This is a genomic window from Ectobacillus sp. OTK, assembly GCF_059698935.1.
Window position 1 is genome coordinate 1729752 of record NZ_AP048547.1, and the last position, 21936, is coordinate 1751687.

General features: G+C 35.2%; 14 protein-coding genes and 5 pseudogenes. 13 read left to right on the top strand and 6 right to left on the bottom strand.

Features of this window, described 5'->3' with window-relative positions; translation table 11 throughout:
• Positions 1-143: 143 nt before the first annotated feature.
• The 6 genes and pseudogenes from AC6HZ4_RS08485 (at position 144) to AC6HZ4_RS08510 (ending at position 4407) form a co-directional block, all read left to right on the top strand.
• The gene (locus AC6HZ4_RS08485; RefSeq protein ID WP_497495649.1) at positions 144-1283 is read left to right on the top strand and encodes an alpha-hydroxy-acid oxidizing protein; all 1140 of its coding nucleotides are present in this window, start codon (positions 144-146) and stop codon (positions 1281-1283) included.
• Between the two features lie 141 nt (positions 1284-1424).
• Positions 1425-1899, top strand: a pseudogene (locus tag AC6HZ4_RS08490) (RNA-guided endonuclease InsQ/TnpB family protein); the annotation flags it as partial.
• A 156-nt stretch (positions 1900-2055) separates the two neighbouring features.
• Positions 2056-2520: a VanZ family protein gene (locus tag AC6HZ4_RS08495; RefSeq protein WP_497494544.1), complete on the top strand. Its 465-nt coding sequence runs from the start codon at positions 2056-2058 to the stop codon at positions 2518-2520.
• Between the two features lie 278 nt (positions 2521-2798).
• On the top strand, positions 2799-3254 hold the full coding sequence (locus tag AC6HZ4_RS08500) for an NUDIX hydrolase (RefSeq protein WP_497494545.1): 456 nt from the start codon (positions 2799-2801) through the stop codon (positions 3252-3254).
• Positions 3255-3839: 585 nt separating this feature from the next.
• Positions 3840-4076: pseudogene (locus AC6HZ4_RS08505) on the top strand (hemolysin XhlA family protein).
• A gap of 97 nt (positions 4077-4173) precedes the next feature.
• Positions 4174-4407 carry a hemolysin XhlA family protein gene (locus tag AC6HZ4_RS08510; RefSeq protein WP_497494546.1) on the top strand — a complete coding sequence of 78 codons (234 nt, stop codon included), beginning with the start codon at positions 4174-4176 and terminating at the stop codon, positions 4405-4407.
• 203 nt (positions 4408-4610) lie between these two features.
• Here the strand turns inward: AC6HZ4_RS08510 and AC6HZ4_RS08515 are convergent, their stop codons facing one another.
• From AC6HZ4_RS08515 to AC6HZ4_RS08535, 5 genes and pseudogenes are all read right to left on the bottom strand, one after another.
• Positions 4611-5138, bottom strand: a complete 528-nt coding sequence (locus AC6HZ4_RS08515; protein WP_497494547.1) for a hypothetical protein — start codon at positions 5136-5138, stop codon at positions 4611-4613.
• A gap of 1125 nt (positions 5139-6263) precedes the next feature.
• The gene (locus tag AC6HZ4_RS08520; protein WP_497494548.1) at positions 6264-6551 is read right to left on the bottom strand and encodes a hypothetical protein; all 288 of its coding nucleotides are present in this window, start codon (positions 6549-6551) and stop codon (positions 6264-6266) included.
• 236 nt (positions 6552-6787) lie between these two features.
• On the bottom strand, positions 6788-7153 hold the full coding sequence (locus tag AC6HZ4_RS08525; RefSeq protein ID WP_497494549.1) for a hypothetical protein: 366 nt from the start codon (positions 7151-7153) through the stop codon (positions 6788-6790).
• Positions 7154-7451: 298 nt separating this feature from the next.
• On the bottom strand, positions 7452-7598 hold the full coding sequence (locus AC6HZ4_RS08530; protein ID WP_497494550.1) for a hypothetical protein: 147 nt from the start codon (positions 7596-7598) through the stop codon (positions 7452-7454).
• Between the two features lie 836 nt (positions 7599-8434).
• Positions 8435-8938: pseudogene (locus AC6HZ4_RS08535) on the bottom strand (APC family permease); the annotation flags it as partial.
• Between the two features lie 72 nt (positions 8939-9010).
• Between AC6HZ4_RS08535 and AC6HZ4_RS08540 the strand changes: the two are divergent.
• Both AC6HZ4_RS08540 and AC6HZ4_RS08545 read left to right on the top strand, forming a co-directional pair.
• Positions 9011-9307, top strand: a complete 297-nt coding sequence (locus AC6HZ4_RS08540; RefSeq protein ID WP_497494537.1) for a transposase — start codon at positions 9011-9013, stop codon at positions 9305-9307.
• A gap of 155 nt (positions 9308-9462) precedes the next feature.
• Positions 9463-10194: pseudogene (locus AC6HZ4_RS08545) on the top strand (IS3 family transposase); the annotation flags it as partial.
• Between the two features lie 702 nt (positions 10195-10896).
• On the opposite strand, the gene AC6HZ4_RS08550 reads toward AC6HZ4_RS08545, so the two are convergent.
• Positions 10897-11115, bottom strand: a complete 219-nt coding sequence (locus AC6HZ4_RS08550; RefSeq protein WP_497494551.1) for a hypothetical protein — start codon at positions 11113-11115, stop codon at positions 10897-10899.
• Between the two features lie 1049 nt (positions 11116-12164).
• Between AC6HZ4_RS08550 and AC6HZ4_RS08555 the strand changes: the two genes are divergently transcribed.
• The 5 genes and pseudogenes from AC6HZ4_RS08555 (at position 12165) to AC6HZ4_RS08575 (ending at position 21911) form a co-directional block, all read left to right on the top strand.
• Positions 12165-14111 (top strand): 3'-5' exonuclease, encoded by a 1947-nt coding sequence (locus AC6HZ4_RS08555; protein WP_497494552.1) that lies wholly within the window; start codon positions 12165-12167, stop codon positions 14109-14111.
• Positions 14108-17542 carry a helicase-related protein gene (locus AC6HZ4_RS08560; RefSeq protein WP_497494553.1) on the top strand — a complete coding sequence of 1145 codons (3435 nt, stop codon included), beginning with the start codon at positions 14108-14110 and terminating at the stop codon, positions 17540-17542. Before AC6HZ4_RS08555 ends, AC6HZ4_RS08560 begins: the two co-directional genes overlap by 4 nt.
• Positions 17543-17560: 18 nt before the next feature.
• Complete coding sequence (locus AC6HZ4_RS08565) at positions 17561-19462, top strand: DUF8724 domain-containing protein (RefSeq protein WP_497494554.1); 1902 nt, start codon at positions 17561-17563, stop codon at positions 19460-19462.
• 254 nt (positions 19463-19716) lie between these two features.
• Positions 19717-19869: pseudogene (locus tag AC6HZ4_RS08570) on the top strand (IS6 family transposase); the annotation flags it as partial.
• A 230-nt stretch (positions 19870-20099) separates the two neighbouring features.
• Positions 20100-21911, top strand: coding sequence for a DNA cytosine methyltransferase (locus AC6HZ4_RS08575; RefSeq protein WP_497494555.1), 1812 nt, complete (start codon positions 20100-20102; stop codon positions 21909-21911).
• Positions 21912-21936: the final 25 nt, after the last annotated feature.

Genomic DNA, 21936 nt, shown 5'->3' on the forward strand with positions numbered 1-21936 from the left:
CTTGCCTTCGTATTGAGAAACTAAATTGCTTATGAGAATTATACTTCCTTTATGTCTCCTTTGTCTTAAAAAATATACGAACAAAAAGTTTCTTTTTTAATTTTGGGAGGAGTATTATTTTGAAGAATTCTGAAGACATACAAATGAAGTTCTATCAAAGCGGTGATAAGGGAGCGAGTTTGCTTCCAATTTCTTTTGAAGATTGGGAGAAAAGAGCAAAGCAAGTTCTCGGAGCTGGTCCTTTCGATTATGTAAGCGGCGCTGCGGGAGCTGGAGATACATTACGTGCTAATTTAAAAGCATTTCAAAAGTATCAAATTCGTCCAAGAATTTGCCGGGATGTAAGCAAACGAGATTTAACCATTCATTTATTCGGAAAGAATATTCCAGTTCCGTTTTTACTTGCACCTATTGGTATAAACTCTATACTTCATCCAGAGGCTGAACTAGCTCCAGCAAAAGCTGCTGCTAAGTTAGGAGTTCCTTATATTCTAAGTAATGTTTCGACAAAATCAATGGAAGAAGTAGCGAAAGCAATGGGAGATGCTTTAAGATGGTTCCAATTATATCCACCAAAAGATCATGAATTAACAAATAGTTTTTTAAAAAGGGCAGAAGATGCTGGTTATTCGGCTATCGTTGTTACCAATGATTCCACTTTACTCGGATGGAGAGAAAAAGATTTACAAAATGCATATTTGCCCTTTTTATCAGGAGAAGGTATGGGGAACTATTTTTCAGATCCCATATTTCTGTCTAAACTCGAAGAACCTCCAGAAAAAAATGTTAAGGCAGCTAGCAAAAAAGCATTGGAACAAGGAAATAATACTTCCTTTACATGGAAAGAGCTTGAGTATATTTGTAATCAAACCTCCTTACCCGTGATTTTAAAAGGAGTTACCCACCCTGATGATGCTCTTCTTGCTTTAGAATATGGAGTGGCTGGGATTATTGTTTCCAATCATGGCGGACGACAGCTGGATGGAGCAGTCGCTACACTAGATGTTTTACCTTCAATATGCAGGGCAATTGAAAACAAAATTCCCGTTTTGGTCGATAGTGGTATAAGAAGAGGTGCTGATATTTTAAAAGCAATTGCACTTGGCGCTTCTGCTGTCCTGATTGGCCGGCCATATGCATACGCATTGGGAGTAGCTGGAGAAATTGGTGTAAAAGAAGTGCTTGAAAACTTTATTGCAGAAACTGAACTTCAATTAGCGATTTCAGGGAGAAGCACTATTAAAGAGGTAGATCGTCTATTAGTAACAGAAGAGTTTCGATAAACAACAAATAAATCTTTATAACACAGATAACCCCCATCAAAAATTGGGGGTTTGTATTATTGTATTATGAAGGCACTTTTTAACGAACTTAGCCCAGAACTCCCCTTTTTCAAGCGTGTAAAGGGCGTAGCCCAGTGATGAGGATCCAGAAATTGGAATAAACAACTACAAAAGGTACAAGCAATTCACACAAAGGTAGCCAATCAGCGGAAAGACTTTCTGCACAAAGCTAGTTTCCGTCTTTCTCGGGCTTACAGTATCATTTGCGTGGAAGACCTGCGTATCCGGAATATGGTCCGCAATCGGAAGTTGGCAAAGTCTATCCACGATGCCGGCTGGGGAATGTTTCGTTCCTTCCTCATGTACAAGTGCCACCAAATGGGTGGACTGCTTGTGAAAGTGGAGCCACACTATACGTCTCAAGAATGTTCCTTTTGTGGTACAATCGTAAATAAATCTCTCTCTGGCCGGGTACATATATGCACAAACATGTGGTACTGTTCTTGACCGTGACCACAATGCTGCACGTAATATCGAAAAAGCTGGTCTTGTCCGAAGTTACGCCTGTGGAGATTGTGTAAGTGATTTGGGAGAAATAATTAATAGATTACAATAGAGATACTGCTAGCTAAGGATAAGGATCCACTCGTAAAAGGCAGTATAGATACAACAGACAGTCGCCTTAGCGGCGTGTGCCATGCTAATATATAACATTATTACCAAAATTCGTATATCGGAACAGAGAACTGAAAGTTTGTAGGGGGTAATTGATGTGGTTAAAAAGTTTTGGGTGATGATGACTATTCTTTGGTGTGCGGTAATTTACTTGTTTACTGCAACCCCATCATTTACTAGTAAGAATACTAAAGTTGTAGTTCAAGAGACTGTCCAGGCTTCATATCACGTAACGAATAAGGATACTAACAATAAGACGTTCTATCTAACAACAGATTATCTGAATCAGGTTATGAGAAAATCAGCACATGTTGTATTATTTGGAGTGTTGGCTTACTTAACTTGGAAAACACTTCGTCTTAAGAGCAAGCGATACATCATTTCATGGCTTTTTGTAACTGTTTATGCTGCTTCTGATGAATGGCATCAATCTTTTGTTCCAGGCCGTGGTGCAGCTGTGCATGATGTAGTATTGGATTCGACTGCGGCATTCTTGCTTCTCTGGATTATATTCTTATGGCAGTCAAAGGGGAATAAAAAAACTCAGAGTGCTGTCATTTAAAAAAGAAGAATGTTCCGCATTTTGTTAAACAGAGCAATTGAGTCAAGACACCATTTTATAGTAATTCAAAGGGCGACGCAGGTCGCTTTTTTTATTGCATAGATACATTTGTATAACTGAATAGAATATGATCTTTGATGAAAACTTATTCAAGAGGTATGCTAAGGTTAATTGCAGAAAATAAGATTTGTGAAGGTGCATTCATAAACAGATGTAAGATGGTGGAGGAATCTGTTTTTTGATATCAAACTGAGGCTAGTGCCATAGGAGGGTTTAACATGAATTATATTCAAGAATTAAGATCTGCTGTAGGAACTCGTCCATTAATATTAACTGCTGCAGGTGTAATCTTAATCGATGCTGAAGGCAGAATTCTGTTGCAGCATAGAGCAGATACAAATGATTGGGGGTTACCGGGTGGTTTTATGGAAATTGGTGAAACGATTGAGGATACAGCGAGAAGAGAGATTTTTGAAGAAACAGGGTTAACGGTAGGAGAATTAAAGCTGTTTCACATTTTTTCAGGGGACCAAATGTATTATAAATACCCCAATGGTGATCAAGTATACAATGTTATTATTTGTTACTATTCTTCCGATATCACCGGAGAGATTAGAGTTGATGAGGAGAGTAAAGAACTTAGATATTTTGATACTCAATCCTTCCCAGAAAACATAATGAAAACAAGTAAAGTAATGTTGGATAAATATTTAAGTGAGAAAATCGAATATTGAAGCGGATGAGATATGGTTGTTGTTTCAATAAAAGCATGAGTTTAGCAAACATAAAATCTGCAAAGGGTATATACAAAGAAAGCGTTTTCAATTATAATTAATGTACAAACTTAAAAATGAATAAATCTTACATTAATAGCAGTACAAGACGATGGAGAGGACGGGGTGAAACTCTGCTCCATGGTTGTTTAAAGTTTTTTTGAAAGTAATTGATATTTAGGTTTTTCACCAAGTTTTCATGTAAGAAGGGTAATCTGTAAGCAGCTCCGATGGGAATAGTGATGGAAAGGAAGGCGAAGTCAAATGATTATACTTGAGCAAATACAAAATGGACAGGGAGTTATCAACGCCCAATCAACAGTCTATCAAACTCCTCTAGAACAGGAAGGAAGTGTGTTTAAAGGGGTTCTGTGGGGATCGTTATTGAGCGTACCTCTTTGGGGTATAATCATTGCTAGCTTACATTTCTTCTCTTAAAAAATGTAAATTTTTTTTTACATAAAATTATTATAGAAGTTTAACCATTTACCGTACGTAAGAGAGCTGCATAGCTCTCTTTTTCTTTTACCTTGAAAGGGGTAGATCATGCGGGAGGATAGCCGTGAACTCAAACAAGAGTTGCAGAATTTAAATCAGGAACAGAAGGATATACAAAGGGATAGTCGCAGCCTAGAGACTCGGACTACTGTGAATGAGCGAGAGATTACGAATATTAATAAGCAGTTAGAAAAAATCAGCAGCAATACAACATAGATTCTTCGGCTTGTTATTGGTGCTATAGTAACTGGCTTACTTGGACTACTTATGAAAGAGGGCGTGTAAAAGTATTGGAAATTCCATGACATTCTTCTATCACTACTTAGGCTTCCCTTACATATAATAATAGGACAAACTGATAGTGTTAGGAGGAGAGTGATAGATGGGGGAAAATGGATATACAAAAGAGGAGATAAAACAGCTTAAGGAAGAACAAAGGAACTTATCCCAGAATGTCCGTTCTTTAGAAACAAGAATACTTCTTGATGAAAAAGACATCAATGAAATTAAGGAAGATTTGCAAGGAATCAAAAGTAATACTACCTGGATTCTGCGTGTTATCATAGGTGCCGTTATTACGTATGTCTTATCAGTTTTATTTCAAGGTGGGCTGTAAATAGGTGAGCCTATACGGTCTATTGATTCATGTTTACAATAGGAGATAGTGAGCTGAATAAGGAGGTTTACTATGAAACTCACAAAAGAGAATATTGAAAAACGCTTGAGCAACTGAAAAACATAGGTTGCTCTTTTTACGTTGGGCGGATTAGTGCTGCAGACGATTGGATTTGTTGGCTTCGAAGGTACTCTCGGCAAAATTCAAGACAGGTCAAACCAATCTGCTTCTACAACATCTAAAGAACGTTTGGTCATTAGCCTCCAATTTCCTACATTGTTTCGCTGATACCATGCAAATCGAATTTCTTCACGGTTTTGTTCTTTTGAGTAAACTTTTTCTATCGTATTTAATGAATTTTCATTCTCAATATAACCTTTGGCATGGATATCATAGTTTCCATCTTTTTTAATTTCAATCCTATAGACAATTTCAGTCAATTCGTCTAAGTAGTTCTTACAAATAGCATATACATGTTCAATAAATTCTCCAGGAAATACAGTTGTTTGAAGTGCTTCTTCGAACAGTTCACACCACTTATCTTCTGTAATAGTTAACGGACTTGGTGTAATCCTCCAGTTTCCCTTATGGGTTGGGTGATAATAAGAAAAACGGACCTCAGTTCGATTATTTTTCTCTGTTACCTCGATACGTTCGATTGCTTTTAAATAGTCACCATCCATGATTTTAGATAGACCGCGTAATTTTCGATAATTCGTTATTTCTTTCATTTTTGCACCGTCTTATATTCTCTTACTATTACCATTGTAATTAATGTTTGGGAAAACAGACCATTATTTATTTGCTTTTTCAGCTATTTTTTGTGTTCATGTTATCTACTCTATAAAGAAAGAAGTCAAATAAAATAAGTGTCCTTTTTGAACTTGTGAAAAAGTAACTTGAACCGTTCATACTACTGGGTTTATGGTACTTTCACGCTGAAATTACTTCTTTATCTTGTGTATTATATTATTAAGATTCTACAATAAGAGGGAGGGAAACGTAGTAACCGTATAACCGCCTGAACGGCCAAAGAGCTAACACCGAGTTAGCTTTGCAAACTCTGTGCTGTACCTTCAGCTTATCAGCTTCGGTAACAGACGCTAAATCAAATGTACCTATTGTTTACACAAGACTGCTGAAAGCATAGCTGAAGGCAGGGTTAGACGAGAAAGGGAGCGGAGCGACTTTCTTGGCTTAGTGCGGACAATACGTCTAATACGTTATACCTCATAAGGATACAGCTATATAAGATATATACGTTATGAGAAGCTGGGCGCAAGTGGAGCTTAGATATAGATGACAAGTGAAAACACTTGACGTTATGGTCAGGAAATGTCCCGATTTTGAAAACCCCGCCCCCTACGAATCAGTGACAACTACATTCAGAAATATAGATGTATCAAGAGTTATGCCACTAGACGCTGTAAATACTAGTAGAGTGATTCAGTTAAACATGACATACTGCTCCATTTACAAAAAAGTATGAATATCAATAGCAAAAGGGCGCTCGTAAACTGATTCGTACCGGCGACTTTTCAGTGTATGTATGTTATATGGGAGTCGACACATAGGCATCAACTTAACAAAAATAAACTGCCAAAGGTAGCTTCTAGACTTTTTAAGGAAGCATTAAAGAAAAATAGGAAGGAAATGATAGATGCCATAAAAAGGTTGGAGAGAGAAAAGGAGATCCTTAATTCTCATTCTAATAAACAAAGAAATGTCACGCTCGAATTGTAAACAGGACAACTATTAATTGTCCTGTTTTTGTGTTTATAAAAGCATACCTTTTGCTTGGTATCCTTTTTACATCGTAATTTACGAGTAATTAATTCCCTATCTGTCCTCCAATTTCATGCCCTAAGATTCCGAGAGCCCAGTGCAGCTCCAAGAGGTCCTCCGAATTGTCCACCTGCACTTTCTAGAGCACTTCCTAGGATGCCAGCTCCAGGGATACCAGGGATGTCAGGGATGTCAGGGAGACTAGGGATGTCAGGGAGACCAGGGATGCCAGGGAGACCAGGGATGCCAGGAATACCAGGGATGCCAGGAATACCAGGGATGCCAGGGATACCACCTCCTCCTGTACCACCTCCGATAGAAGTTGGAATATTTACTGAAATACTAGAACTAGAATTCACGTTATTAGTAGGATTCGCGGTATTAATAGGGTTCGCAGTAATCGTAGATGTGTTGGTTAGATCAGGTTGGAAATTACGAGTATTGACTTCTATATCATTATTGCTGTTAACATCGACATCATTACAACAACAACAATTGTGTTTGGGTCTAGTGTTCTTCCTTGTAGCTTTCCACTCTTTAAAAGTCATATGATTGTTCGGACAACAATAATATATCGGGTTATAATTCATAAGTTTCACTCTCCCCCATTATAATAATGGTTATGAAACTGGATGAAATCAATACGAATACAATCAATAAAGATAAGATCTCCTGTTGTTTCTCTAAACACGGCAATATATCTGTTATTTGTAAATCCTGGTATAACGCTAACTAATGATTCAATATTAGTCCTTACTCCACCATCTATGGAAACACGTCTTACTATAATAGGTAAATTATTTATTTGAATTGTTCCAAGTAGTCTACAAATCTCATCACGATGCGGACAATTCTGTTCTTTGTGATCATTATCAGATTTCTTTGAACTATATTGTGTTTTATAATCATCATAAGGGTTGTCTGAAATAGACCATTCTGTGAATACGGGTTTTTTTTCCATATGTTATCCTCTCTTTTTTAGATTTTGTGATTCTATTTACATAATAGATTATGCTTGTCCTTTCAGAATGGAATAGTCATTTTTACCATAATAATACAAATATTTTTTCCCTGCTTCTTAAAGTGTCTTATGTAGACATTTCTTGTATGCTGAGTTATTTATCGATAGGAAGGATAGAGGGTGATTACAATATATTCCATTAGTTTACAGAAGAAAACAAGTAAGGATTCTTAATGGGAACGCATTATATTTAATAGATTGGTTTTTATCATGATTTCTATAAAATAATTATTTGTTACTAAATCGGAGCCTCTAAAATCAATTCTGAGGACTTTTTATTGTCCTGTTGGTATCCTAAGTAGTCAATCGTTTGTGTCGTAACGGTTCGTAACTCTTTCTTTACACGTTTCCCTTTACGTTTTGAAACAGTTTCTTCATTAGACATAATAAAAACGCCCTTTATTTCGTTAGTGAAAACGAGACAAGAGACGCATAACTACTCGCCGCAGCCGACCGCCACCGTGCGCCAAGTCTACGGTAAGTCAACGGAAAAGAAAAAAACGCATTAAACGTTGGTTTGACACGGTTTTCGTAGTTTGTATGATCCCGACTGGATTCGAACCAGCGACTTCCACCCTGTCAAGATAATAGACATGTATTTTACACTTCGGAAATATCGAACGAAAAGCTAGTCGTATCAAAGGTTCGAGGAGGGTTCTGTATTTTGTTATATAAATCCGCTAACATAAAAAAATAAAAAATCTTGACCAGAATCTTGACCAGTTTTTAATTAGTTTTATAAAACTTTTTCTGTAGTGATTCAAGAGTTAAAAGCAGAAAAAAAGCTTGCCAGAAGGTATACAAATACGACGAATACAGTATCTAAACAAGATCTCTTTGTTTTATAAAAAAGGTTCGTTCTATGTTAGTATCGAAGTCCTTTCACACAGTCATCTTGATTTTGAGAGGTATCGAAGTTATGTAAAAAAGGGCAACTTTATCAAAGGGCGAAATCTACCTAAAATAAGGCTGAAGTCATTCATAAGTCGTTTAGGTTGGCTGTTGAATTTCAAGGTTAATAGAGTATTGCTGTTCTATGGTTCTCAAATTATTTTTGTACCAGAGCCTTCTGAAGCACCTGCCTACCGACAGATGCTCCTTTTTTGACGTGTTTCTTCTATAATATAATTAAATTTTCCTTAGACATACTGATCATACACCTTTTTTAGTGGAGTAATATCAATATGTTCAGGTTTCAGAGAATTTTTGCATCAGGACCTTTTATAGTGTTTTATTTAGCTCTACATGTGTATTATCAACAGTTTTACGCTTCTTGCTAGCGTATATATATCCTGCACCAATTAAAGAGAGACTAATTGGATAAAGAATAGCCCAGTCACTAAATAAATATACAATGACGCAAATGATTAAAGAGAGTAGGGCCATCCACCAGCCTATATCATGTATCTTTAATAGCTTAAGCGCTGCTAACATTGTGAATATATAAGAGGTAATAAAAATAACACTAGGACCTTTAAGAAGAATATCCAAATTAGGACGCGCTACACCATATGTAATTAAAATGATGCTAAATACTCCTCCCAATGCTATCAAGACTCTTGTAGGGGTTTGAAATTTTGAATGTAAAACAGAAAAGACAGAAGGGAAATTTCCTTCTCTTGCTTAGGCATAAATCATTCTTGAAAAGCCAGCTATATTAGAGTGTACAGCACTAAACGAGATAAAAAGTGCTAAAATAGCAGTTAAATATGCCCCCACCGGTCCTGATATGATCCCCTTATAGTAGACAGAAAAAAGGAAGCCCCTTAATCTATCTACTATGGAGGGGATTTTCTTATGGGAGAAATCAGAAAAACATATGATCAAGCATTTAAGAAAAAAGCGGTAGATTTATACTTCCAAAAAGGGATGGGATACAAAACGGTTGCCAAGGAATTAGGGATTGATTCTAAAACGGTACGACTTTGGGTGAAACACTTTGAAGCCGAAGGAATGAAGGGGCTTGAGGAAAAACGAGGAAAGGCAAAAGGGACTGGTCAGGGGAGACCTAGAATTCGGCCAGAGGATCCAGAGGCTAAAATCAAACGATTGGAAGCAGAAAATGCATTACTAAAAAAGCTCTTAGGGAAGTGAAAGGGGGATTGGAAGCAGTATCGGCAAGGGAGAAGTACGCAGTGATTCAGGGAATGGCACATCAGTATCCAATCCAACTCCTCTGTGACCTAGCGCAAGTCTCTCGGAGCGGATACTATAAGTAGCTTCAAAGACAAACATACCTCTCCCCTAAACAAATAGAGGATCAGAAAATAAAAGAAAGAATTAAGGAATGCCACGCAAAGTTGAAAGGAATTTATGGCTATCGAAGAGTTATGGTTTGGTTGAGACGTAGACACGGCTTACAGGTAAACCATAAGCGTGTACAACGACTCATGCGTGAGATGGGAATTCGTGCCGTTATTCGGAAGAAACGCCCATACTATGGCAAAAAAGAAGTATATGTCATTTCGCAAAATCACTTGAATCGAGATTTTCAAGCATCCAAACCAAATGAAAAATGGGTTACAGACATCACTTATCTCATATTTCGAGGACAAAAACTGTATCTGTCTGCCATTAAAGACCTCTATAACAATGAGATTGTTGCTTATCAGATCAGTCGAAAAAATGATGTAAAGCTCGTCATGGATACACTCAAAAAGGCACGAAAGAAACGGAATGTACAAGGTGTTCTTCTTCATAGTGACCAAGGGTTTCAGTACACATCCCGCCAATATAATTATGCCCTCAAGGCGTATAAGATGAAAGCTAGTATGTCCCGAAAGGGCAACTGTTGGGACAATGCAAGTATGGAAACCTTCTTTAGCCACTTTAAATCAGAATGCTTTCATCTTCACTCCTTCCGAACAGCTGATGAGGTGAAGACTGCTGTGCAACGGTACATCCGTTTTTATAACCATCAACGATTCCAGAAAAAATTAAACAACCTGAGTCCATACGAATATAGAACTCAGGCTGCTTAGGGTTGCCTTTTTATCACTGTCTACTTGACAGGGGTCACTCCATATAAGGAAAGGCTCCTTTATCTTATGTATGTAAATAAAAAGTAGGTCTTCCACGGCTTCTTTGTTCGAATGGTATTGGAACAATTAATGCTTCAGGGAGAAAATGAATATTTTCTAATGAGATAAGTTCAATTTTTGTATCTCTTTGTATTGAAATTTTGGCTGACTTTAGGAGCCCAATCTGTTTGCTCTGATTGTGTGTATTCCTTTTTATTATATACCCTGTTTTAGTCCTATGGCCTAGGGCATGAAGCTTCAATGGTTCTCAAAAGAACATTCTAGGCTGTATAGAGGATATACTTTCTAGTTTTAAAGGCGTTCATAAGACAAGGTTTAAGGTAATTTGGCTAACACCTTCTGAATTTCGCGAATTAATTCCTGCTCTATTTCTTGTGGTTCTGCAAAATATAATTGAATGGAAATGCCGGGCCCCAGATACTATCTCCCTCCTTCTAAAAGTTCTTTGTATATCTTCTCGAAGTTATCGTACGTCTATTCAAATCAACCCTGCAATTTTCAGCCGCAAATTTTCTAAAGTAAACAGCATATTGCTTCAGATTAGGTTTTGGTTCATTTTTATGTGGAATTAAATGTTGGAAATCCCTCATGGTCTAACTAAATATTTTGTGACGCTGTCGTTACCATTCTGAAGTATATTTTCTATTTGTTCTCTTGAAGAAATAGGGTTTGCTGTTCTAGCGAAGCGGTAAACAAAGCAACCTCTTCAAAAACATAGGTGTTAGTCCTAGCACTAGGTAGTTGAACTGCTCTAAAAGGAACAGTGTCTGTAGCTTCTCCATCAATTGTTACCTTACGAGCTTGGTGTAACCATCGCTGAGAACTTTCATATGTAGGAAATATTACATCTTCCTTGTTCATCTAGAGATGCAGAATCCCCTTATTCATTTAATTTAGATCGGCTATTGGTATACAGTAAGTTGTCATCATTAGTATCACTGTAATTCTTCTGATTTCATACATTGTTCTGAAATAATTGGAAGATTATATGGATGAGGTTAATTATGAAGTTACTATGACAACACTTACTCTAGCTATGTTCAACAATTTGCAGATATATCGTTTGAATTTATATAAGTCCACTTTAATTTTTCGACACATCTAAATCAGGGCAACCCAAGTGTTCATTGAGTTGTAAAGTTATTGATATATCGGATTTTTAAATTGGACTTATATAGAACAATTACTAAAAAAGAGTTGTTAACACTGCAACTGCTAAAAGAGTGTCTTGCCCTAAAGGAATGTATTGTAATCGTTTAATCTTATAACGAAGATAACAGAAGGATACCCATATTAAACGTGGCAAATCGTAAGGGTTATTAGATGCTTCCTTTATTTATCCAAATTATTTATATGTGACTTGATAACGCTCGCTATACGTATAGCGAGCGTTATCAAGTCAGTCTAATTTTATACCGTTTTTCATACAGGTAGTCTTTGGCCTTCTTTAAAGAAGGAATCATTCTATGCGGGCAGGAGATTCAATAAAATAGAATATATGTGGCTTTTCTTAAGGGATTTTACATTTTCTAGATAATGACACATTTTTTTTGCAGAATAATATCCTCTAATGTTGTAAAATAGATCTAGAAAGTGCGTTTTTTGAATATTAGACACCTGAGATGAGATTTACACATGAAAGTATGCAGGGAATGACTATAGCGAGTTAGGTTACTTTGGCTTTTTTACCTCACTATTTTCCATCAGGGAGTTTAAAATAGAATCAACAATCCATAACACTATCTAAGTCACTTGTTTCTATTTTATAAAGTAAAAACAAAAAACTATAGAGGTAAATGAAAAAATTCTGACAATAGGTCTTCTTGACATATTTGTTCTAAAAAATAGTTAATAAACTATAACATAATGTATGTATTTGTAAAAAATAATTCATCACGGAGTGAATTTTAATGAAGTTTGTACCTAGTAACTATGAAACAATTGATACACTTGGGCTTACATCGAATGAACTTACTTTTTTGAAAAAGCTTAACGAGTATAACAATGACATCGATGCCGTTATTTTATTGAAGCTTTTTCCAATCAATAATATCAAATTGGATATTTGCTGGATAGACAATGAGATTGGATTCATCCCAATCATAACTGTAAAACCACAAACTACAAATATTGAAAAAGTGTTCTTTATGTATGAAAACATAATTATGAAAGAATACATTAGCCAGTTAGAAATCAAATTTAAAGATTTTAAATCCTTATATGATGGAGAAATGAAGTTTCCTTATGGAATAATTTTTTACTTTGAAAATTTATCACGGGATTCCGTTAGCTTATCTAATAAATTTATTGATAACCATTGTTTATTTGTGGATGAGATTACTAATTGGAAGAGTCGTAATGAAGTTCTTAACAAACTAAAAAGGGCATTAGTGAGTAATCCAGTTTCTTTTAAAAAGTTCACTGATGCTCAACTGCAAAATATGAAACTCGCCATATGCCCAGAGTATATCATACCAAAAATAAGTAAGGAAAGCACTGAGCAGCACAACTCAGGCTTACTTAAAAATGGAAAGGTGAAATTCACTAATAATAACGAAATGAATTTCCACTTCAAAATGCTCGAACTTACAGATGAACAAATAGGCATCGTTAATAATATCAGTTATGGTCATGAGTTAATTCTGGCTGGTGCTGGAAGCGGGAAAACTGTATTGTTAACGTCAAGGGCTTTTCGAATAGCAAAAGCTTTTCCTGAAAAAGATATCCTGCTTACCTGCTATAATTCACCCTTAGCTGAAAGTGTAAAATTATTTTTGGATACATCAGGAATGCGGCTTAGAAATTTAAAAAATAGAACTTTTCATGGGTTATTAATCGATCTTCTTGATAGCAATGGAATACCTTGTCACAGAACTAGTGATGAACAATATTTTGACAAGCTGTTTGATACAGCTGTTAAAGCTTTAGATGAGGGTAAAATTAAGGACCGATACTACGGGATATTTATAGATGAAATTCAGGATTTCAAGCCGGAATGGTATAAATTTTTGATGAGGTTACTTGAAAACAAAAATGAATACATTATTAATATTTGCGGTGACAAGACACAAGATATAAGAGGAATCATTGCTGAGAGCGGAGAACCTTGGAACGTTATTAAAGAGATAAGTTATAAAGATGCAAAAACTATCTTGAAGAAAAATTTTCGTTATACAAAGCATTTAAATAATTTTACAAAAGCATTTGGAGAAGCGAGCCGGAAAACCTTAGAACAATTTGATATTAAACAAAGTAAAGATAAGGAACTGTTTATTAGTTCTAAAACCGTGTTTAATCAGACTGGGAAGTCTCCTGATATTTGTAGAGTTGACAAATATGATGAAGAGATTAGCAAGGTTATTGATTGCATTGAAAAATTGCATTTCTCTGAAAAAATACCTTATTCAGAAATAGCAGTGTTATTTCCTTACAGAAGAAGCGAGTATAAAAATTACTTTCCTCATCATTTTTTATTAAAAGCACTAGAGCATAACGCCATACCATATACAGATTTAAGTGATAACGAGAATAATATTTCTAGTTACTATAATAGAACTGGAGTAGTGGTTTCTACTATACACAAGTCAAAAGGATTAGATTTTCAGGGAGTGGTTCTGTTTGGATTGCACGGATTATTCCCTTCCAAAATAAGTTCCCATTCCTCACTGGAAACTAAAAATATATTTATGAAGCATATCAATCTTTTATATACCGCTATTACCCGTTCATCAAAGTATCTTTCAATCATAATTTTGGAAAGGAACAGCAACCCTTACTTAAAGTTATTTGATGACACTCAGATAATCTTAAAAAAAGTTCATAAACAATTGGCTCAAAAAAGGAGAGTTAAGAAATGACCATAGAGCAATTAATTGATAAGGAAACAGATTATAGGGCTAGAGTTGCGTTGGTAAATCATCTTCAAAATTATTTGTCAGATAGAGTAAGCGGGAGCAGCGTCACTAGACTTAATGATGGCTCGCATCCCGAGGATATATTTTTTATTGGTAGAATCTCTGGGAATAAAGGGGATACCAGCAACAAATTCAGTCAATCGGAACCAAAACAAATCGGATTAACCTTTAGAGTTAATAAAGAAATATTACAGGATGAAATTGTTAAAGTTAAGTTATCAGGAGACTTTTATGTAAGAGTTAACCCAACTTATGAAGAACAATGTCAACAGTATCTTAATGAGTTTAATAATAGGCATTCTGAAGAAAAAGTATCATTTTTTAGTGATTTAAAAGAGAAAATTAATCAATATCCATCCTTTACATGTGAAGTACTCCCTGTTTTTGAAAAAGTACGGTTGGAAGACTATTCCTTCACCTTAAATTTAAGTTCTGTTTGTGAGGATAAACCTACGGGGAAAAAATATTTAAATGATGTTAGAGAAGATATCCTGGATGTTTTAGATAAAAAAATTAATCAAATACCCAATAGATACGGAAAGATTAATGATCCGATTAAATTTGAAGATTTAGATACACATACAAAATGGGAAGATTTCATCAATCGAAATGCTGCCAGACCCTATAAACAAATTTGGGATTGTAAAGTGCTGGTTGAAATAAAGGAAGAAAACTCCGAGTTTAGCCGGGTTTCTATTTCTTTTATCAATTCAACCAATGATGACAACAAAGTTCGTGAGACAGTTAATACATTTTTCAACGTTGCCTTAACAGTAGAGTTATCAAAATATGAAATAGTACCAATTGAACTAAAGGCACTAAAAGACGATTACAAATATGAAAAAGTTCAAATAGCGCTAGGGAAAAATTGCAGTGTTGAAAACCTAAGTCCTTTATCTAATCGAATTACAAAAATTCAAACTAGCAGTTTACCTATCTATAGACAATATAGATTGGTTACAGATGATACTAAGTTTCAAGCCTACTTCCAAAAGTTAATCGATGAACCAGTTCCGCTACTAAGAGAACTTCAGCGATTAATGGTTGAGGAGAGAGATAACTGGAAGAAAGATTTTTCCGCCAAGTCATTGAGCGGCATAGCCCAAAAGCAGTTCAACAAAGAAATAGAAGGGTTTAATTCTGAAATTCAACGTTTTAAGAATGGCATTGATGTTTTGGAAAAGTACCCTAATCTAGCATTAAGGGCATTTAAGTTAATGAACCAAGCCTTTAAAAACTCTGCCAAGGGATACAAAAGTTGGAGGCTATTTCAGATTATCTTTATCGTCTCGATGATTCCTGACATTGTTAGCCGGGAAATTGATGAAATTAAACCATTGGCACAATATGAAAAGGTAGATTTAATTTATTTCCCTACTGGAGGAGGAAAAACAGAAACATATTTAGGCACAGTAATTTTTAATATGTTTTTTGATCGGATAAGAGGTAAAAAAGCTGGAACGACAGCTTTAATTAAATTTCCGTTAAGACTGCTTTCTTTGCAGCAGCTTCAACGTGCTGCTGATATAACTGCCCAAGCTGAATTAATTCGCCGGCAACAAGATGATATGGTTGATTCTGATCCTTTTTCCGTTGGATACTTTGTCGGAAGTAACAATACACCAAATAAACTATATGAATCAGACAGAAAAGAAGACCTTATTCCTATTATTCATGCTATGTCTGAGCAAGAGCGAATGGATAAATTTTTAGTCATAGACAGATGTCCTTTCTGTCAAAGCAATCTAATTTCAATTGATGTACTGGTCGACGAACGAAGATTGGTTCATGTATGCAAAAATAAAAATTGCAGTGAAACTATCTTACCGTTGTATATCATTGATCGAGAGGTATATCGATACCTTCCTACATTTATCGTGAGTACACTAGATAAATCAGCATTGATTGGAATGCAGCGAAATTTCAGAAACATTTTTGGTAATTTCCATAAAAAATGTTCTTTGCATGGATACACAAGCCAGGATAAATGTTTGGAATCAGAAGGGGATATGTGCAAAGAACCTCCTGAATCCTTTGAAGATATTAAAATCTATGATCCAAGTCCAAGTTTAATCATTCAAGATGAGCTGCATCTAGTTAGGGAATCCCTTGGGGCATTTAATGCACACTACGAAACTTTTATTAATCATTTTCTAAGTGAGTTTACAGCCTTGAAAAGACCTATTAAATTTATCGCAGCAACAGCAACGATTTCGGATTATGAACAGCAAGTCTACCATCTTTATCATAAAGAAGCGATAAGATTCCCTGCTGCATCTCCATATATTGATAAAAGTTTTTATGCTTATACAGATTACAAAGATTTAAACAGGGTGATTGTTGGAGTTGCACCATATGGGAAAACGCCGGTCTATAGTATTTTGGATCTAATCCAATATTATAGAGAAGAATTGCATAGGCTTTGGCATAACCCAGAATCATTGGAAGAAATCAAGGATATGCCGGTTATTCCGATCCTCCATTACAAGAAGGTTCTAAAAGATTATTGGGTAATTCTTGAATATAATCAGATCAAAAATGAGGGTATGCAAATTGTAAATTCAATTAGTTCAATGATTAATGAAAGATTGAGAGTTCAAGGAATCCCAGACTTAACGGTCAAAACGATGACTGGTGATGATACCTTTAAGGATGTACGAGAGATTTTATCCGAAGTTGAAAGACCTGCCGGAGAGAAATCGGAGATTGACTTGATAGCCGCAACGAGCATGATTTCCCATGGCGTGGATGCTGACACATTTAATTTCATGATTTTCTTTGGCGTTCCTAAAAATACTGCCGAGTATATTCAGGCTTATTCGCGGGCTGGAAGAAAATATCCTGCTTTAATCTTTATGGTTTTTAACTCCAATAGGGAAAAGGATTCGAGTTACAACCAACATTTCAAAAAGTTTAATGAGTATAAAGATTTGCTGGTAGAACCCGTCCCTATTAACAGATGGGCCAATAATGCCGTTGAAAAAACTCTCCCAGGTCTATTTTCAGCCTTAATGTTAAACTACTATGATTACTATTTATCTAAAGAAGGGTATAAGATCTATATGTTATCAGGATTCCAAGAGGCTGTTAATGCTAATAAATTGCCTGCTGCAACAGAACTATTCGAAATATTAGCTAAAGCATATGGTGCTGATCAGGATCCTTTTGGAGCTATATATTATGAAAAGATAAAGTATTTAACTGGAAGAATATTGAATGGGTTAATGACAGAAGAGGTTAATCAACAGAATGACTACTTCCTAACGAATGCTCTAAGTAAAATCGGATATCCAGTGATGAGAAGTCTGCGGGACACTGATACACCGCTAGATGTGATTATGGAAGACCCTGATGCAGAAATGATAAGAAAATGATATTAGGAGAGATATTTTATGGCTAAAATAACTATGTCCAGAGGGATTCTTCAATCCCTCTTTAGATATCTTCCAGAAAGCTGGATTGATTTTGATTCTGGGAACGGTGTTGCAGTAGTCAAGAAGTGGGATTCTAGACCTTTGCAAGGCATTAATAAAAAGAGAGTCTTGAAAAGAATAGAAAATGAAATTCAAGTTTTCACGAATCGAAGCGGCTTCCCTGATAAACTTTCCGAGGAAGACTATGAAATTATGGAACCCAAATATATTTATGTGGATGCAAATCCATTAACATTTTATTGCAGAAAATGTAAAAGTGCATTTTCATATCAAAGTGTTGAACAGATGAAAAAGCTAACAAAAGGGAAATACTGCTGTCAAAAATGCTCAGGAAAATTACAACAATTCGATTTAATTTATTCTTGCCGCTGCGGGTGGGCAGGACCAATTCAGGTGTCTCCGTGCAATAACAAAGAACACGGTTTTCAACATATTAAATTTAAAGATCATAAAGATATAAGAAACAGAAAATGGCTTTGCAGTGCTTGCGGAAAAGAAAAACCATTAATAAAATCTTGCCCTGAATGTAAGCAAAGGTTGGTTCTTTCTCCATTTAGGCAGTTTGATGTGTATATACCGAAAACTTTAACAATGATTGATTTAATCCGTACTGATCACTCGTCTGGACATCTCGTTCAGCAAGATCCTGAAGAACAATTCTTAGAAAAAGCATATGTTCAAAAGCTTATTCATGCAAATTACCTTGGATTAACAGATTTGAAAAATGTCCGAAAAATAATCAAGCAAGTTGAAGAGGATGATGCAAATCAAGATTATGAAACTTTATTAAAAGAAAAAATTGCAGAATTTATAAGCTATGGAATGGATGAATTATCAGCTAAAACAATTGCAGCAAATGCTATTTCCGTAAATAATCCGGATAATAAATTAAATGAAATTGAATTAAAGGTTAATTCAATAATCCACACATCACCTGAACAACTATATCAGAATTCTTTAAACCTATTAGAGTATCAGGCTGTAAAAACCAGTAAATCTATTTCTAATATAGATGATGCAATAGAAAAAGCAAAAATGTTGTCTTCATCTTCAAATCCGGATGAGTTTAAGGAAATCGTTAGAAAGTATGGATTTACAAATGTTCAAGCTTGTTCTGGTGTTCCCATGTTATTTACATCCTATGGTTATGTTAGAAGAGATTCGAGTCCAAACAAAGTTAAATTAAGAGGATTTCCAAAGGATAGAGAATTGGAGAACACTTCAAAAAAACCAGTATATGGGACAAAACTTGAAACAGAAGGTATCCTATTTGAATTTGATAGGAAAAGAATAATTGAATGGCTTCTTCAGAATAATCTAATTGATAGGGAAGCTTTTAATGTACCTGACGACCTCAATGATGAACAAGCTTTAAAAGCATGGTTCTTAACCCATATGAATCCTAATGGAATTAATCGACATGAGGAGATTGACACTCAATATACAGTAACAAAGCATGTGTATACGCTGATTCATACTATTTCACACCTTCTAATGAAGAAAGCTGCTGAGTTATGCGGTTTAGGAATTGATTCTCTATCTGAGTATATTTTCCCTGGAATTCCTTCTGTCTTTATTTATTGTCATAATGCCCAAGGTTTTAAATTAGGAGCTATGTTTAACTTATTTGAGGCATTTCTGGATAAATGGTTAATCAACGGTGTCGAGAATGCGGATAACTGTTTATATGATCCAATCTGTATCGAAGATAAGGGAGCATGTCTAGGATGTGTACACATAAATGAAATTTCTTGTGAACATTTCAATAAGGATTTAAACAGAGCGTATTTAATTGGCAATATTGATGAAGACAATAATCGCACTTATGGATTCTGGGAATATGAGCTTGCACAGGCTTGAAATTATAATAAATTATTAGACCGCTTCGACCTTAGCCTGTTGGCTAAGGTATTTTAATAATAGATAAAAAGAAGCATTTATTCTTTTATGAAAAGAGAGTCATTTAAACCTATAATAAATTTCAATAAAAAGCACATAAGCAATTTGTTAAGGAGATCGGCTCTAGTGCAAACTCAAAATAATTCGCAATTAATCATCAAAGCTTGGATATACTGTTACCCTAAAAAGGGAGTGAGGGTACGGAAAAGCAAAATTTGTTCAAGCGGAAACATTATCAACCTGACATTATTTTATTAACAGTGGGGCGGGACTTATGGTACAATCTTAGTTTTCGTAACCTGGTGGAAATGATGAAAGAACGTGGATTATCAACGGCTCACATAACGATTATGCGCTGGGTTCGTCAATAATGAAGTTAGTAGGTTTAATCTTTTTAGGTTTTGTTAGTCAAGCAGTGACTATTATATATTGATTTTTTAACCAAATTAAATTCTTGATATTAGGAAAAATCAACTTACAAAAAACACCTGTTCTTAATGTCTGTAAATTATTGATTTTTGTTCCTATTCAATGGTATGCTGCTGTATAGAGATTAAAAAGAGGAATATACGTTCTTGAAAGGTATGGAAGTAAAGTGATGAATCTTACAGATAAACATATAAAAAAACCTAAGTATAAAATCATTGATCTATTTGCTGGTGCAGGTGGGTTAAGCAATGGGTTTGAACAAACAGGACGCTTTGAAGTAATTGGTGCAGTGGAAATTAACCGTGCTGCTGTCAAAACATACATTAAGAACCATGGAGATAATGAAAGCATTATTATTAAACCGAAGGGCCAAAAGGTAAGTGATATTTCGAAAATCAATTTTATTGAATTTCTTCGTGAACAAAAAATCACTGGAGCTAATACCATCGTTATTGGAGGGCCACCCTGTCAAGGTTTCTCAAGAGCAAATCGACAAAAAAATTATTTAATATCGGGAAATAATCAATTAGTAAAAGAGTTTGTTCGAGCTATTGAGGAAATTCAACCCATTGCTTTTTTAATGGAAAATGTAGAAACAATGGATTCTGAGATCCATAAATTTTTTGTGACGGAGCATATCGATAATACAAAATTTGCATACAGTTCAGAAGTATATCTATCTCAAATTACACAATTTGAAGATGGCCTATTAAAACCATTTTGGAAAAATGATTCAATTTCCTTAGTAGCAACAAAGTATAGTGAACTAGAAAATATTTTTAACACGATTATCCAAACTAACTTAACAAGTCCTGTTATTGAATCAGAAACGTTTATCTCGAGACTGAGAAGTATAACGCGCAAAGCAACAAAACTATCGCATTTACAGTTACAAACTGATAAGGAAAAGAAAGAACTGTCCCAGTTAGTTGACTATCTGGAAACAAAGTTGCGAACTGATACAAGTTTTGAACAACTAAACATTAAGCCGATAATTTCCAGAGCGGTTAACGTGCTTCAGAAAATAAAAGATACAAAAACTACAAGAGAAGAAATTTTAACTAATATCGAGCCATTTATGGATTTAAATCAATTTTTAATGCATTATCAGGAGATTATTGACGAAAAAATCATCTTGAATAAACTGCCAGAAGTAAAAAAAATTTCTGATAAGTTTCAGGTTATAGCTGATGTAAAATCTTATAATGTTGTAGAATATTTAAAGCATGTATTTGCTTATTTTGGTTATAAAACTGATGCTAAAGTGCTCACAGCATCAAATTTTGGAGTTCCGCAACGTCGCAATCGTTTTATGATTCTTGGTATTAGAGAAGAGGTACTGAGTGAAGAAAAGGTGGAATTGCCAGAAGAAATCCCTAATTTTTCAAAATTACACACAACATTTGATGCTATTGGGGACTTGGAATCAATTTCACCACAACACGACATTGAAACATATAAACCAGAATCCTACGCTGATAAGGAACCATTAACAGCGTTACAATGCTATTATCGTGTTGGAAATGTGAGGGGAGAAATTTATAATCATATTAATACAAAAAGTAAGGAGCTGAGTCTCAAACGCTTTGAGGCGATAAAAGAATCCGGAGGAAAAAATTTTCATAGTTTGCCTGAAGAGTTGAAAACAACTTATGCTAACGCAGCTAGAACACAAAACACAGTTTATCGGCGTTTAAAGTATGATGAGCCGTCACCGACCGTAGTAAATATTAGAAAATCAATGTGGAATCATCCGGAAAATGCAGTTGCACTTAGTATTCGCGAAGCAGCTAGGTTACAATCATTTCGAGATAACTTCATTTTTTATGGAAGCAAGGATCAGCAATATCAACAGGTGGGGAATGCAGTTCCTCCATTAATGGCAAGAGGAGTTGCAGAAAAGATTTTAAAAATATTAGGTGATAAACCAGAGGTTACAATTGAAGAAGAATTAAACAAACAGGAGAAGAGTAGTTGCTAACCGCAATCTACTCTTTCCTGTTTTT